Origin of the sequence: Candidatus Stoquefichus massiliensis AP9, from assembly GCF_000455285.1 — a bacterium.
GTDB lineage: Bacteria > Bacillota_I > Bacilli_A > Erysipelotrichales > Coprobacillaceae > Stoquefichus > Stoquefichus massiliensis.
In genome coordinates this window covers 67,765-83,408 of sequence record NZ_HG005289.1, presented here as the reverse complement: position 1 = coordinate 83,408, position 15,644 = coordinate 67,765, and the positions used below count along the sequence as shown (strand labels likewise).

Sequence of the window (15,644 nt, the reverse complement as noted above, 5' to 3'; positions counted from 1 at the left end):
ATATGAATAAAAATGAAGAATATACATCGCCTTATGATTTTGAAGGAAAGATTCCTTTAAAACAGGCAATACCATTAGGATTACAACATGTTTTGGCTATGTTTGTTGGAAATTTAACACCGATTTTAATTATAACAAGTGCTTGTGCTGCCATGAGTGATGCAGAACAATTTGCGGCTATTCAAGTTTCATTGTTGCAAAATGCGATGTTAATTGCTGGTGTTGTGACTCTGATTCAGTTGTTTGCAATTGGACCAATGGGTGGAAAAGTCCCTATTATTATGGGAACAAGTTCTGGATTTATTGGTGTTTTTCAAAGTGTTGCAAAAGTGATGGGTGGCGGTATCTTAGGATATGCTGCCATTATGGGAGCTTCTTTAATTGGTGGATTATTTGAGGGAGTGTTGGGTTTTTTATTAAAACCATTACGCCGTTTCTTTCCTGCTGTTGTTACAGGAACAGTTGTTTTATCAATTGGACTTTCATTGATTAGTGTTGGTGTTGGTTCTTTTGGTGGTGGAAGTACAGCAAAGGATTATGGTTCTTTAGAAAATTTATGTGTAGCATTAGCTGTATTAGTGATTATTTTAGTTTTAAAACATGCAACAAAAGGAATGATGAGTTCATCTTGCATTTTGATAGGGATTATTTGTGGTTATATCATTTGTAGTGTGATGGCGATGTTTTTATCAACGACTGGTGTCACTGCTGAAGGTGTTGAATTTACAAAATCATGGGTTATTAACTGGGATGCTGTGGCACAAGCCAAATGGTTTGCAATTCCGGAATTAATGCCAGTGACTCCTGTGTTTGATTTACGTGCGATTTTACCCGTTTTAATTATGTTTATTGTGACAGCTGTTGAAACAGTTGGCGATATCTCAGGAGTTATTGAAGGTGGTATGGGCCGTGAAGCGACTGATCAAGAGTTATCTGGTGGTGTCATTTGTGATGGAATTGGTTCTTCACTTGCAGCAGTCTTTGGTGTATTACCAAATACTTCATTTAGTCAAAATGTTGGTCTGGTAACAATGACTAAGATTGTCAATCGCTTTGCCTTAGCATGTGGGGCTATTTTCTTGATTTTATGTGGACTATTCCCTAAATTAGCTGCTTTGATTTCAATTATGCCTCAAAGTGTACTTGGTGGTGCAGCAGTGATTATGTTCTCATCAATTGTGATGAGTGGTATTCAATTAATTACTAAGGAACCATTAGATGCACGCAATATGACAATTGTCTCTGTTGCTTTAGGATTAGGTTATGGATTAGGAGCAAATAGTGCTGTTTTAGCTGGGTTACCACAAGCTGTTCAAATGATCTTTGGTGGGTCTGGAATCGTTCCAGCAGCATTGGTTGCAATTCTTTTAAATATTTGTTTACCAAAAGATAAAGACGTTAATAAAATATAAAATGAACATGAAAACAATAGAATGTCAGTATTGTAATGAAATATCGACATATCAATCAGAAGCCAATTTTATCGTATTTTGTCCTCAATGTAAGAGAAAAATATATTTAGAATGTGAATATGGGTATGGGCCTGTTACACCTTGTTCTATTTTACTTGGATGTGAAAAGATAGGGGACGTCGTAGTGAATGATAAAAACCAATATAGACTTGATATCAATGGGAAACAAATATTGTTAAAAAAGACCTATTTAAATGCTTTGGAGGAAGCAACTCAAATCATAAGAAAAATGTTAAATCCAAAATATCGAGAACAAGAAGATGATTTGTTTGAATTGAAAAGTAACGGTGGGTTCTTAAGTTTTTATGGGGAGCCATTTGGTAGACCTGGTGATAATTTTCATGGAGTTATAGACTGTTCATTTCATGATCATCTGCTAGAAATTCTATTTAGAGAGGGAGAACATCTCATCATTTTTGAACCTGAGGGAATTGTAAATAATGAACATGAATTGATAATTCAAAAAGCACAAATTATTAAATGGAACTGGATTCCTTATGGTTATTCAGAAAAAAGAGTTCATAAAATTTCATATGAATGCAAAGATGGTAAAGTTTATAAAAGAACTTCTTATGGAGAACAATTATTAGATAGAAAATCCTCTTATGCATTTGTTATGAGATGATTTTAAATAGAAATGGATTTTCGTCATTTTACATCTTGAATCATGATATAAATCATTGATTTATAAAATAGAAAAGGAGGGATTGTCTTGCTTGATATCAAAAATTATGTTAAAGTTCAAAGTCTTGAAGAAGCCTATGAACTTTGTCAAGATCGAAAAAATATTATTATTGGTGGTATGCTTTGGTTAAAGATGCAAAATCGTAGTGTTGAAACAGCTATTGATCTTTGTGATTTGGGATTGGACACTATTGTAGAGAAAGAAAATGAAATTCATGTTGGAGCAATGGTCACATTGCGTCAACTTGAACAAGATCATTTACTTAATGATTATACATATGGTGCCATGAAAGAAAGTGTTCGTCATATTGTTGGTGTTCAGTTTAGAAATCTTGCAACTGTTGGAGGAAGTTTATTTGGTCGTTATGGTTTTTCTGATGTCTTAACAATGTTTATGGCATTAGATGCTTATGTAGAACTTTATCATGGTGGGATTATTCCTATTCAGGAATTTGCCAATATGCGTCCAACTCCAGATGTTTTAGTGAGAATTATTATTAAAAAATCACCTCTTCATGTTGTTTACATGTCACAACGCAATACCAAAACAGATTTTCCTGTTTTAACATGTGCAGTGAGTCAGATTAATTCTGATTATACATGTACAATTGGTGCTCGTCCTTTAAAGGCTGTAACTTTTAAAGATGAAAATCATCTTTTAGATTCATCTTTAAGTGATGAAAGTATCGAAGCATTGGCTAATGACATAGCTCAAAAAGCAGTATTTGGTTCAAATTTAAGAGGAAGTGCAGATTATCGTCGTCGTATCAGTAAGGTTTTAATTAGGCGTGCATTTCAACAATTGAGAGAGGAGAAAAAATCATGAACGTTAAAATAAATTTAAACGGAAAAGATATTGAAGCACTTATTGAACCAGATATGTTATTGATTGATTTTTTACGCTCTCAGGGGTGTTTTAGTGTCAAACGTGGATGTGATACAAGTAACTGTGGTTTATGTACTGTCTTGGCTGATGAAAAACCGATTCTTTCATGTAGTGTATTGGCTGCCAGAATGAATGGTCACTGTATTGTTACATTGGAAGGATTACAAAAGGAAGCACAGGGCTTGGCTGAATTTATAGCTGATCAGGGAGCTGAGCAGTGTGGATTTTGTAACCCAGGTATGATGATGAATGCGATCGCTTTATTAAAAGAAAATGCTCATCCTAGTGATGAAGAAATTCTTGATTATTTAGCAGGAAACTTATGTCGTTGTTCAGGATATGAGGGACAATTGCGAGGTATGAAAGCATATATCGCTTATCTTGAACAAGGAAAGGAGAATTCATGATGAAAAAAACTTTCCAGCAGGTGAACAAGCCTGTTCGTAAAAAAGATGCTATGAATTTATTGTTAGGTAAACCTGCCTATGTAGATGACATCACACCAATAGATTGCTTATTGGTAAAAGTTTTACGTTCTCCTCATGCGCATGCTTTAATTGAGAATATTAATACTGAAAATGCAAAAAAAGTAGATGGGATTGAAGTCATTTATACATATAAAGATGTTCCACAGAAAAGATTTACTATGGCTGGTCAAACTTATCCTGAGCCTAGTCCCTATGATCGTTTGATATTAGATCAAAGAGTTCGCTTTGTGGGTGATGCTGTTGCAATTATTGCAGGAACAAATGAAAAAGCAATTGATCAGGCTATGAAACTTATTCAGGTGAAATATCAGGTATTAGAACCTGTTTTAGATATGCACGTAGCTAAAGACAATGATATTTTGGTTCATCCAGAGGACAATTGGAAAGCTTTATGTCCTGTAGGTGCAGATAATCAGAGAAATCTTTGTGCTTGTGATGAAACAATAGAAGGTAATTTGGAAAATGTTTTTTCATCATGTGATGAAGTGATTGAAAGAACCTATCATACTCGTGCGAATCAACAGGCCATGATGGAAACTTTTAGAACATATTGTGAAATTGATCCTTTTGGTCGATTACATGTTGTGAGTTCAACTCAGATTATTTTCCATGTCCGCCGTATTTTAGCTCATGCGTTAGATATTCCTAAATCTCAAATTCATGTTGAAAAGCCAAGAATTGGTGGCGGGTTTGGAGCAAAACAAACAGTGGTTGCTGAAGTTTATCCAGCCTTTGTGACTTGGATGACAAAGAAACCATCAAAGATGATATACTCACGTACAGAAACTCAAATTGCTGCCTCACCTCGCCATGAGATGGAAGTGACAGTACGTATTGGTGCTATGAAGGATGGAACCATTCGTGCTATTGATGTGTATACATTATCAAATACAGGTGCTTTTGGTGAACATGGTCCAACAACAGTTGGATTATCAGGACATAAATCGATTCCATTATATAATCATCATTTAGAAGCTTTCCGTTTTGCCTATGATGTTGTTTATACCAATTGTCAGGCAGCTGGAGCTTATCGTGGTTATGGTGCAACTCAAGGCATCTTTGCAGTCGAATCTGCCGTTAATGAACTAGCCTCTCGTCTAGGAATAGATGCAGTTGCTATTCGTAAAACCAATATGGTGAAAGAAGGACAGGAAATGTCTGCTTATTATCATGAAGTGGCTAAGAGTTGTGCTTTGAATCGCTGCATGGAACGTGCTGAAGAATTATTTGATTGGGAAAATAAATCAAAACCAAGAATAATGCCAGATGGGAAGATCCGTAGTGGTGGTGTTGCCATGGCTATGCAGGGTTCAGGAATTTCTGGTGTTGATGTTGGTTCAGCAACGATTAAATTAAATGATGATGGTTTTTATGCATTAACAATTGGGGCAGCAGATATGGGAACCGGTTGTGATACAATTCTTGCTCAAATGGCTGCTGAATGTTTAGAGTGTGATGTTGATAATGTGATTGTCTTTGGGGCAGATTCTGATGCTTCACCATATGACTCAGGTTCTTATGCTTCAAGTACAACATATGTCACTGGAAAAGCTGTTGAAAAAGCTTGTCTAGAATTAAAAGATCATTTATGTGAGATAGGTGCTCAGATGTTGGATTGTGTAAAATCTGAGGTTGAGTTTACGGGGCAAGGTATTGAAACATTAGTTGGTCAAAAATCTGTATCTTTAAGTGATATTGCAACAAAATCAATGTGTGGAAACAATATATCTACACAAGTTACAGTTTCCCATTCATCACCAGTTTCTCCACCACCATTTATGGTAGGAATGGTTGAAATTGAATTAGATAAAGAAACAGGACAAGTTGAAATCTTAGATTATGTTGCAGTCGTTGACTGTGGGACAGTCATTAATACCAATCTTGCACGTGTTCAAACAGAAGGGGGAATTGTTCAAGGGATAGGTATGGCTCTTTATGAAAATGTTCAATATAGTGATAAAGGAGCAATTGCTGAAAATTCATTCATGCAATATAAGATTCCATCTCGTTTAGATATGGGAAAATTACGTGTGGATTTTGAAAGCAGTTATGAAGAGACTGGACCTTTTGGTGCAAAGTCAATTGGTGAAATTGTTATTAATACACCATCTCCTGCCATTGCTCATGCGATTTATAATGCGACAGGGGTATGGCAAAGAGATTTACCAATGACTCCTGAAAAAATCTTAATGAGTTTACCAGAAGAGTTATGAAAATTCATATGATTTATTTAGCGGCGGGTAATAGCCGTCGCTTTGGTTCTAATAAATTACTTTATTCATTTCATGGTTTACCATTATATCAATATGGGTTGAAACAATTACGAGAACTCTTAGAAAAAAATGACAATTATACTTTAGATGTTGTGACTCAATATGATGAAATTATTGAGTATATCAAAGAATTATCATGTCCTCGTTTGTATTCAATAAAGAGTGAAAAAAGTCATTTGGGTTTATCATATTCCATTCAAGCTGGAATTCAAAAATATAATCATGATAAAGATTGTTATTTCTTATTTTTGGTTGCTGATCAGCCTTATATTCAATCATCAACTATTAAAGCTATGGTTAATCTTATAATCAATAATCATGCTTTATTAGGAACTGTTAAATATCAACAGCAAGTTGGTAATCCAACTATGTTTCATTGTCAACTTTATAATGAATTGATGAATTTAACAGGTGATGAGGGCGGAAGAAAGATTATTGATAAATATTCAAGTGTATGTCTAAAAGTTCCTGTTATAGAGAAAAGAGAACTTTATGATTATGATTATCTTCAGGATATCAAAAATAATGAGGTATAAGTTCATTTAACTTATGCCTTTTTCATAAAAAAAGCTTTATAGTAAGGAACAGAAATGAGTTTTTGTCCATTCCTCATATAGAGCTATGTTGGATAGTCATTGTAAAAATACTTTTAAATATTATGTTCATCTTTTGATATCTGGCAAATATAAAAGTCAATAAGCGGGAATAACCAATCAGATAATGGAGTGAAATGAAAACCGGTATCTTGAGCTTTTTTTACATTTAAACTATGTGACTGTATATCATTAAATGGTGCCTTATCTCCATCAGATGTTATTATAGCTTTTTTACCAGTATGGTCTTCAATATAATCGAAAATTTCTTGTAATGTTATGGACTGTGGGCTACATGCATTTATGGCTTCAAATATATCTTTATCACTTAAATAAGCCAAAAAAGCACCAGCATCATGCGAGGATATGAAATTGAATGATGTTGTGAATTCATCTATATACATAGGAACACCTTTGAAAATATGTTCAACATAAAAATACAAACGTTTTGTATAGTCATCTCTTCCTAATACAACTGGAAAACGAACTCTTGTTGTTTTCTGTTGTGGATGTAACTGGACGATAGCACTTTCAGCCTGACGTTTCCCTTCATCATAAGAAAATGAACTCCTTACACCCATTTTTAAAACATGATGAGCTGCTATGAAATCATCTTCCTTTGTATTTAATTGAAAAGGATAAACCGCATTTGATGATGTTAGGATATAACGATGACAATGTAAAGAATTGAAAAGAGTTTCAATATCCTGAGATGAGTACGCTAGATTATCATAAACAATATCAAATTCTTTATCCTTAAATATATCTTTTAATTGATTGGTATCATAACGATCTACATGTATTCTTTCTACACTTGTTCCAAAAGAGTCAGGTGTCATTCCTCTTGTAGCAATTGTGATATGATATCCTTTCTTAATTAATTTGTTGACTAAATGAACACCAAAATAACGTGTACCTCCAAAAACCAATACATTCATAATTATTCTCCTTAGATTTTCATAAGATATATATATTATAATTGGATAATCATTTATAAGCAATCAATTCAATGTATATGGTATATATATCAATATTTTTTAAAAATTTTCTTGAAAATCATTTGAATAGGATTTACGATGATTATGTTGAAGTCGACATCAACTATGAAGAATAGGAGAATAAGATTATGAAAATTGAAGAATTTAAGAATGTGACTATGATTTATATGCGTCATGTTGGTGAATATGGACTCAAAAATAAAGAGTTAATGGAGACTTTTAAACAGTTTCTAAAAGATAATCATTTATTAAATGATCAATCAGTTATTTTAGGGATTGCATTAGATAATCCTCAAATTGTTCCTGCTGATCAGTTGCGATATGATGTAGGTCTTATTGTTGATGAAACTGAAAATGATATTTTGCCAAGTCGATTAATTGATGATGGAAAATATGCAATATTTGAAGTACCTCATACTGCTCAAGGTGTCCAGGATTTTTGGATTCAAATTCCAAAGCTGGCAGAAAATCTATCAATTGATGAAAAGAAACCAATTCTTGAACGCTATGCTATGAACAAAATCAAGAATCATTTGTGTGAATTCTGTATTCCACTTAAATAATATAAATTGTATTAATAAAAAAGATGTGTTAGAATCAATTTTTTCCAAAATAATACAAATAATTCTAAAACTATGTTATAATGAAAGCGTTAATAAAAGTTCGTAATAGTAGACTTTAAAAGACTATTTATATATGCTAAAATCATAAATAAATCAAATAGAATTTGTTAAAACCATAAGGCAGAGAAGATAATTCTCTGCTCTTTTTTTGTCTACTTTGAAGTACGAGGAAAGGAGAATGATATGATTAATAAGTATTTTAAAAAGGTGAAACAATTTCTATGTTTCGTTTGGAATGTATTCATTGCAATTTTTTTTAAAACGACAAAAACATTCTTTGATTATCATATCAAAGACTTTGCTTTTATAGATTTTAGTATTTATAAAAGTAGAGATGGACCAATATTTATTTTATAAAGATTTATAAATATATTAGTGAAAGGAAAAGTATGAAACTTATATCTGCTAAAAGTAAGTAACATACAGTTAATGAATCATGAGATTGAAGTATAACTTATTACAGCACTATAAAAAATTATCATTTATTATATTTGTCGTTGTTGCAATTTCTATTACATACGTAACGAAGTATGGTATTAAAGCTGCCAATCAGAATAATATAGGTGATTTTATTGTGACTGGTGGTACCTATGGTATTGATTATGAATATGGAGATGTCACATATTATATACAAGGATATGGTATTAATGAAAGTGCAGTTACTGATAAGGATATTCCTAAAAGTGGTGGTATCAAAAATCTTGTTGTGAAAGCATTAATAATTAAGACATCCACTCCATTAACTCTATCAACATCTCAAACAACAACATCGGGAATATATATTGAACCAGGCAATCATGCAGACTTGACATTTAATAATGTTAATATTAATGGTAGTCTTCCAGTAAATATTCCAACCAATATAGGAAATCCAACATCTTTACATCTGACATTGGCTGATGGAAGCCATAATTCGTTACAGGCAACAACAAATGCAACTGCTCATTTGCCAGGATTGCGATGTGGAGAAGGATCGTCTCTAACTATAGATGATGAACGTAGAAATGTAGATATTAATGGAAATTTTGTTGCTCCAGAACAAGGGAGGGTTTCAAGAGATGTAACCTTAATGGATGGTACCAAAGTACAAAAAGGTGATCGTTTAACAATACTAGATAGTTCAAATCCGGGTCAGCTTATAGTTAATGGTGGTTATCGTGCATCTGCAATTGGTGGAGCAGCAATTGAAAATAGCGGAAATATGACATTTAATGGTGGACAGATTATAGCTCGAGCATATGGACCTAATGACCAGACTTATGGAGCTGGTGCTGGAATAGGTGGGGGACATGCTGGTGGTGGAACAATAACAACTGTTAATGGTGGAAATATAGAAGCTTATGGATCATTCCATGGTGCTGGATTTGGTGGAGGATGTACATATTGTGGTGGTATGTCAAATAAATCAGTGACATATACTTTGACAGATGCTATATTATGTAAAACCCCAAAGTCAACAATTGCAGGGGACATGAATATAAATGGAGGATATCTAAGAGCAGAAGGATTCACACATAGTAATGCTTTTGGACAAGGATGTCAAAGTACGAATATAGGAAAGACAATCAAAATCACTGGAGGAACATTATTACCAGTTTCCAAATCAGGTTTTTATGATATTGGTGGATTGGGAGGTGATGTTATTGTTACTGGTGGTTCAATCCGTCTCTCTGGCCCAGGTAAATTTCAAGGTAAAAATAATGGTGATACTTATGCTTGGGGTAATTTGGAAATGACAACTAAGGTTTTTATGACTAAAATTGATTTGAAAGGTTACAATCTTCCTGATACTCTTGTAGACAGTATGAAAATGTCTATCAATGGTGTAGAAACAAATTATGGAATGCCATCATACACAGATGAAAAAGGTGGACTATATTTTTGGCTTCCTGAAAGTGGATCAGCAACAGAAGTACGTGTGGATTTAGGAATTAAAGGTAGTGATGGTAAGGAAATTCCAATGGATTCATTCTTTGTTACTGATGCTAAGCAAGATTCTATCTTAAAGCAATATGTGACATTTTCTGTAGATAATTCAATTATTAATGAATCTGATCGTCTTTATAAGAGATATGATGGATTAAGTTTTACTGCCCAGCAACAACACAATTTCTTAAATTCCGCCATTGCTGGAGGTATAAATGTTCCTATACCAACAAATGGACAGTTAACAGATATCAGTAAAATGTCTATTCAATCACAATTGTTAGACAGTGAGACACTTGAACCGTCTGGCTCAGAGGAAATTATATCAGGTACAAATGCCAATGTAGGGAAATATCAACTTATTATCACTTCAACAGAATATGCAAATTCTATAGGTTTTAAAGATAGTTTTTGGGGCCATCGTGCTTATTACAAATACGCTGAAATTGTGAAAGCAGATAGTATCATTAATACAGAGGTGAAGAGAAGTAAGAATGAAATTGCTGCAGATCAAGAAATAGAATTGACTGCCTATGTTTCTCCCAATAACAAGGAAGCTTTAACATGTAAGGCACCAACTGGAAAAGTACAATTTTATATCAATGGTGAGAAATATGGAGATCCAGTAGAATTAGTCAAAGCCCCAAATTCTAATGGGGCTGGGTTTGAACAAAGCATGGCAATTATGAAATGGACACCAACAGATGATGGAGGGAAATATAGTAAGAATGGAGAACAGGTTATCACTGTAGAATATTTAGGAGGAACAAACTATAAGGAAAGCAAGGTAGATTCAGAAAAGATTCAAGTGACACCCGTCAATCAAGGGGATATAAATAAAGGTGGAACACCAATTAAGGTAACTGATATGTCAGAAAATAGAGTTGTAGCACCTGGGGATATATTAGATAAGATTTATGGAGATGACTTTCATCTCAAACTTGAGGGTGGAGATACAGATAATAAACCAATCTACAGTTCATCAAATGAAGATGTTTTAAGAGTAGATAAAGATGGAAATGTCCATATTGTAGGGCCAGGAGAAGCAGTCATCACTGTGACAAGACCAGGAAATGGAGCATATAATGATGCAACACAAAATATTACAGTGCATGCAGGAAAGAAAAAATTGACTTGTGAGTGGCTTGATATATTGGATAAATATTATGATGGAAATCGTAGTGCATCAATAGATTATCAAACTCTGAAACTTTTAGGAATAGCAAAAGAAGATCTCCAAGATTTTATAAATAATATTGAAATTATTGCTACTTTTCCAAAAAAAGATGTCGGTAAATATGTTGATGCTCAAGCAAAGATATTATTAAGTGAAGAACTTGCAAAGAAATATTATTTTGAACAACCAAATGGTGAGAAAACATCATATATAGATGTGAAAGATGAAGCATCTATATTACCAAAAAAATTAAATAATAATGATGAGAAATTAACAGTAGAAAAAATACCAAATCATCCATATACAGGAAGTGAAATCAAGCCACCTATAGTTGTAAAAGATGGTGATAAACTTCTTATAGAAGGTGTCGATTATACTGTAGAATATAAGAATAATGTGAATGTTGGAGTAGCAACAGTTGTTATTAAAGGAAATGGAAATTATGAATCATCATTAGAAACACAGTTTAATATCACAAATATTAATATAGATATAAATGGTGATGGCAAATCTGATATTAATATAGATGTGGATGGTGATGGAAAAGCAGATATCAATATAGATGTAGATGGTGATGGTAAAGCAGACATCAATATTGATATAGATGGCGATGGGAAACCAGATATAAATATAGATGTGAATGGTGACTTCATTGCAGATTACAATATTGATACAAACGGAGATGGCATAGCTGATAAAAATATTATGAATCAAAAAAATAATTATGATATAGTTATATCAGATGATGCAACATCTATAAATTATCTTATTCTTATGTTAGCAATATCTTCATTGTTAATTATGTGTATGATATTCAAACACAAAAAATATAATTGATCTATTTTGGGATAGAATGAAACTATCCCTTTTTCTGTTGAATGATGAAAATAAAAAAACAACTCTTTATTTAAGTGTTGCTTGAATATATTTTATATATTTGTCTTCATTTGTACCTTTATCATACCACAAAATGGCTGTTTTTTCAAGTCTTGTCATTTTCATATAATAGGTGTATTAAGTATAAGGGAGGAAAATATATGGATAAAATTATGCAGTTACAAGTTGTTAAAAAAGAGGAAGAAATCAATCAGATTATGAAGTGTAATGAGCTGTCGATACAGTATGGATTGACTCTCACACCACAAGATGTTGAAGGTTTATTAGAAATGCAACATAAAGTTTTACAAGATGTTGGGAGGGTAGAATTTCATTCAACAATCTTACAACAAATCATCAATGAGTTTTGTGATAGTTTATTTATTCATAAATATAACTATGTAGAAACAATCAATCAACTTTTAGAAATTTTCTATTATTATCGAGATGCAACTGAAGATTATTTAACTGATAAAGAGATTATTCATTATATGAAGCTGGCATTTGATGGGTGTTGTCAAGGGTCGTTATATTATTTATCAGAGGAACAGTTGGATACATTAATGGACGATTTAAATAGTAGAAATGATATTTATGAGGGGTTAGCATATGGAGATATCTAAGAAAATCATTTCATTTGAAGAATTGTTAGATTCAGAGTTTCTACCAATTGAACTCAAAGATAAAATGACTCAAGGCATGATAGAAGTTTTCATGGAAAAGATGAGAAGATATACAGGTGGAGATTCATCAATATCTAAAGAAAGAGCTCAAAGTCTAATGGATTCTATTCTCTATACTTTATCTTTTTATATGCGAAATATGGATATGAAAGATATGATAGAGATGCTTGAGACTCAGGATATCGTTGAGGTCTATAAACAGAGTCATTATCACTTATTACAACAGGTTCATAATCTCTATTTACAAGTTCAAGAATTACAAAGTCATAAATTAAATATATCTTTAGATATTTATCAAGAAACAATAACAAAAGGATTAACGGCTTTCTTTGATGTTTATAACTTTGATTATTGTAGTCAGGATATTGTTTTAACTTTGGATTATCCAACGTGTCATCCTTTCAAACAAGTTGGTTTAGAAAGATTGATTGAATATGTTCATTATTTAGAAATAGAACATGATTTCTTAAATTGTTTTCAACAAAGTGATATTGAAAAGGTCTTAAAGGGCTATTGTTTCTATAATGATGGAATAATTGATAATATTTCGTTGCTTTTTATGAACCAACTTTTAATGAAAAGTTTAATAGGTTTTGATCAAGATTTGTTATTTCAAAATCAAGAAGAAATCAATCAACTTTATCAAGTTTTATCATCTTATTCTTCAAAAGAACTTTATGATGTCTTATATAGACAACTTCAAATATTGATCAAGAGTTTAGAAACTCATCATCAACAAGAGATATTGATTTATTTTACATATATATTAAATGATCTGGTTTCTTATTTACAACAACATAACCAATTTCATACTCTAAAAAAAGCAGTTGCTTGTGCATTTTAAGATATCTGTGTTTATTTCAAGCATATGAGTGGAAGACTCTTTTTAAGATATGTTAGAATGCATTGAAGGATGTGGATGAAATGTTAATACAAAAAAGAAATGGTCTTTATCAGGATTATGATAGACATAAAATTAAGAATGCGATTATAAAAGCATTTAAGGGAATACACGAAACAATAAATCAACAACATTTAGAAAATATTTTAAATGATGTTGAAAATCAGATTCAAGAGAAAACCAGTGTTGAATATATTCAGGATAAAGTAGAAGAGGCCTTAATGCGACATGGCTATTTACAAGTTGCAAAGGCTTATATTCTTTATCGTGAAAAGCATCATCATTTAAGAATTGTTATTGATGAACTTATGCAGATGTTAAGTGATGATAGCATAGAATCTCTTTTCATAAAAATACAAAAAGACTATCCTCAAGCTGAATATTCTCTACAATTGTTATTGATAAAATTAAAAACATTTTATAAAGTAGGTATGAATCAGCATGATGCTTTTAAGATGTTAATGAAAGCAAGTGTAGAACTGATCAGTAAAGATGCTCCTGAATGGGAAAAGATTTCAGCAAGATTCTTAACTTATGATATTCATCAAAGAATAGATGAAAAGATGGAAACTATGGATATTCATTCTTTTTATGATAAATTGGTTTATTTAACTAAAGAGAATTATTATGGTGATTACATCTTAGAACATTATTCTCATAAAGATATTCAAGAATTAGAAAGTTATATGCAAGATGAAAGAAATGAAGTTTTTACATATAGTGGTTTAGAATTAATTATGAAGCGTTATTTGATTCAAGATAGAAATAGAGATATCTTAGAAAAACCACAAGAAATGTTTATGGGAATAGCTATGCATTTGGCGATGAAGGAAAAAGAGAAAGTCAAATGGGCAAAAGAAATTTATGATATTTTAAGTACATTGAAAGTCACAATGGCGACGCCCACAATGTCAAATGCTAGAAAACCATTTCATCAGATGAGTTCATGTTTTATTGATACTGTTGATGATTCATTAGCGGGTATTTATAAGAGTTTGGATAATTTTGCAAAGGTTTCTAAGCATGGTGGTGGAATGGGACTTTATTTTGGAAAAGTTCGCGCCAATGGAAGCAGTATTAGAGGGTTTAAAGGGGCTGCTGGAGGTGTGATTCGTTGGTTAAAATTAGTCAATGATACAGCAACTGCAGTTGATCAATTAGGTGTGCGTCAAGGAGCAGCAGCCGTTTATTTAGATGCTTGGCATCGTGATTTACCAGAATTTTTACAGATTCGTACAAATAATGGTGATGATCGTATGAAGGCTCATGATATTTTCCCTGCTGTCTGTTATCCAGATTTATTTTGGAAATTGGCAAAATGCGATTTAGATGCATCATGGTATATGATGTGTCCCCATGAAATTTATGAAGTGAAGGGATACTATCTTGAAGATACATATGGTGAAGAATGGGAAAGAAAATATTATGAATGCGTAGATGATAAACGCATTTCTAAACGTGTGATGTCAGTTAAGGATATCATTAGATTGATTATTAAATCTCTCGTAGAAACTGGGACACCATTTGCTTTTAATCGTGATCATGTGAATCGTATGAATCCTAATGCTCATCAAGGAATGATTTATTGTAGCAATCTTTGTAGTGAAATTGCTCAAAATATGAGTGTTATGGAAATCTTGCCACATGAAGAAGTACAAATCAATGGAGAAACAATTGTTGTTGAAAAAACCAAACCAGGAGATTTTGTGGTTTGTAATTTAGCCTCTTTAACACTAGGACATATTGATGTGACAAATGATAAAGAGTTACAGCATATTATACATGTTGTCATGAGAGCATTAGATAATGTGATTGATTTAAATTATTATCCTGTACCTTATGCAAAAATAACAAATCAAAAATATCGTCCAGTAGGACTTGGAACAAGTGGCTATCATCATATGTTAGTGAAATTAGGCATGACTTTTGAAAGTCATGAACATTTAGAGTTTGTTGACCAACTCTATGAGAAAATCAATTATTATGCATTAGAAGCATCGTGTGCTCTTGCTAAAGAAAAAGGGAAATATGATTATTTTGATGGCAGTGATTTTGATACAGGAT

The 15,644-nt window shown here is 32.4% G+C and carries 13 protein-coding genes; 12 read left to right on the top strand and 1 reads right to left on the bottom strand.

The window, feature by feature from the left end:
• Window positions 1-2: 2 nt before the first annotated feature.
• From BN350_RS10105 to BN350_RS10080, 6 genes are all read left to right on the top strand, one after another.
• A complete protein-coding gene (locus BN350_RS10105) occupies window positions 3-1,412 on the top strand; it encodes a uracil-xanthine permease family protein (RefSeq protein WP_028043491.1) in 1,410 nt (469 codons plus the stop codon).
• Window positions 1,413-1,419: 7 nt separating this feature from the next.
• Window positions 1,420-2,097, top strand: coding sequence for a hypothetical protein (locus BN350_RS10100; protein WP_028043490.1), 678 nt, complete (start codon window positions 1,420-1,422; stop codon window positions 2,095-2,097).
• An 87-nt stretch (window positions 2,098-2,184) separates the two neighbouring features.
• A complete protein-coding gene (locus tag BN350_RS10095; protein ID WP_028043489.1) occupies window positions 2,185-2,982 on the top strand; it encodes an FAD binding domain-containing protein in 798 nt (265 codons plus the stop codon).
• Complete coding sequence (locus BN350_RS10090) at window positions 2,979-3,449, top strand: (2Fe-2S)-binding protein (RefSeq protein WP_028043488.1); 471 nt, start codon at window positions 2,979-2,981, stop codon at window positions 3,447-3,449. Before BN350_RS10095 ends, BN350_RS10090 begins: the two co-directional genes overlap by 4 nt.
• A complete protein-coding gene (locus BN350_RS10085; RefSeq protein ID WP_028043487.1) occupies window positions 3,449-5,743 on the top strand; it encodes a xanthine dehydrogenase family protein molybdopterin-binding subunit in 2,295 nt (764 codons plus the stop codon). The genes BN350_RS10090 and BN350_RS10085 overlap by 1 nt, the downstream gene beginning before the upstream one ends.
• Window positions 5,740-6,339, top strand: a complete 600-nt coding sequence (locus tag BN350_RS10080) for a nucleotidyltransferase family protein (RefSeq protein ID WP_028043486.1) — start codon at window positions 5,740-5,742, stop codon at window positions 6,337-6,339. The genes BN350_RS10085 and BN350_RS10080 overlap by 4 nt, the downstream gene beginning before the upstream one ends.
• Before the next feature lie 113 nt (window positions 6,340-6,452).
• Here BN350_RS10080 and BN350_RS10075 read toward each other — a convergent pair whose 3' ends face one another.
• The gene (locus BN350_RS10075) at window positions 6,453-7,334 is read right to left on the bottom strand and encodes an NAD-dependent epimerase/dehydratase family protein (RefSeq protein WP_028043485.1); all 882 of its coding nucleotides are present in this window, start codon (window positions 7,332-7,334) and stop codon (window positions 6,453-6,455) included.
• 188 nt (window positions 7,335-7,522) lie between these two features.
• Between BN350_RS10075 and BN350_RS10070 the strand changes: the two genes are divergently transcribed.
• The 6 genes from BN350_RS10070 to BN350_RS18970 form a co-directional block, all read left to right on the top strand.
• Complete coding sequence (locus tag BN350_RS10070) at window positions 7,523-7,957, top strand: AraC family transcriptional regulator (RefSeq protein ID WP_028043484.1); 435 nt, start codon at window positions 7,523-7,525, stop codon at window positions 7,955-7,957.
• A gap of 243 nt (window positions 7,958-8,200) precedes the next feature.
• Window positions 8,201-8,374: a hypothetical protein gene (locus BN350_RS20640; protein ID WP_155849101.1), complete on the top strand. Its 174-nt coding sequence runs from the start codon at window positions 8,201-8,203 to the stop codon at window positions 8,372-8,374.
• Window positions 8,375-8,453: 79 nt separating this feature from the next.
• Entirely contained in the window at window positions 8,454-11,957 is a 3,504-nt protein-coding gene (locus tag BN350_RS10060; RefSeq protein ID WP_081652894.1) for an Ig-like domain-containing protein, read from the top strand.
• 200 nt (window positions 11,958-12,157) lie between these two features.
• Entirely contained in the window at window positions 12,158-12,619 is a 462-nt protein-coding gene (locus BN350_RS10055) for a DUF6323 family protein (protein ID WP_028043482.1), read from the top strand.
• A complete protein-coding gene (locus BN350_RS10050; RefSeq protein ID WP_028043481.1) occupies window positions 12,606-13,523 on the top strand; it encodes a DUF6179 domain-containing protein in 918 nt (305 codons plus the stop codon). Before BN350_RS10055 ends, BN350_RS10050 begins: the two co-directional genes overlap by 14 nt.
• A gap of 80 nt (window positions 13,524-13,603) precedes the next feature.
• On the top strand, window positions 13,604-15,644 hold a 2,041-nt coding region (locus BN350_RS18970), incomplete at its 3' end, for a ribonucleoside-diphosphate reductase subunit alpha (protein ID WP_044600259.1).

Bases quoted from the DNA above. Each gene is read 5' to 3' on its own strand.
- BN350_RS10105 (WP_028043491.1), top strand. From the start codon at position 3: ATGAATAAAAATGAAGAATATACATCGCCTTATGATTTTGAAGGAAAG.
- BN350_RS10100 (WP_028043490.1), top strand. From the start codon at position 1,420: ATGAAAACAATAGAATGTCAGTATTGTAATGAAATATCGACATATCAA.
- BN350_RS10090 (WP_028043488.1), top strand. From the start codon at position 2,979: ATGAACGTTAAAATAAATTTAAACGGAAAAGATATTGAAGCACTTATT.
- BN350_RS10085 (WP_028043487.1), top strand. From the start codon at position 3,449: ATGAAAAAAACTTTCCAGCAGGTGAACAAGCCTGTTCGTAAAAAAGAT.
- BN350_RS10080 (WP_028043486.1), top strand. From the start codon at position 5,740: ATGAAAATTCATATGATTTATTTAGCGGCGGGTAATAGCCGTCGCTTT.
- BN350_RS10075 (WP_028043485.1), bottom strand. From the start codon at position 7,334: ATGAATGTATTGGTTTTTGGAGGTACACGTTATTTTGGTGTTCATTTA.
- BN350_RS10070 (WP_028043484.1), top strand. From the start codon at position 7,523: ATGAAAATTGAAGAATTTAAGAATGTGACTATGATTTATATGCGTCAT.
- BN350_RS20640 (WP_155849101.1), top strand. From the start codon at position 8,201: ATGATTAATAAGTATTTTAAAAAGGTGAAACAATTTCTATGTTTCGTT.
- BN350_RS10060 (WP_081652894.1), top strand. From the start codon at position 8,454: ATGAGATTGAAGTATAACTTATTACAGCACTATAAAAAATTATCATTT.
- BN350_RS10055 (WP_028043482.1), top strand. From the start codon at position 12,158: ATGGATAAAATTATGCAGTTACAAGTTGTTAAAAAAGAGGAAGAAATC.
- BN350_RS10050 (WP_028043481.1), top strand. From the start codon at position 12,606: ATGGAGATATCTAAGAAAATCATTTCATTTGAAGAATTGTTAGATTCA.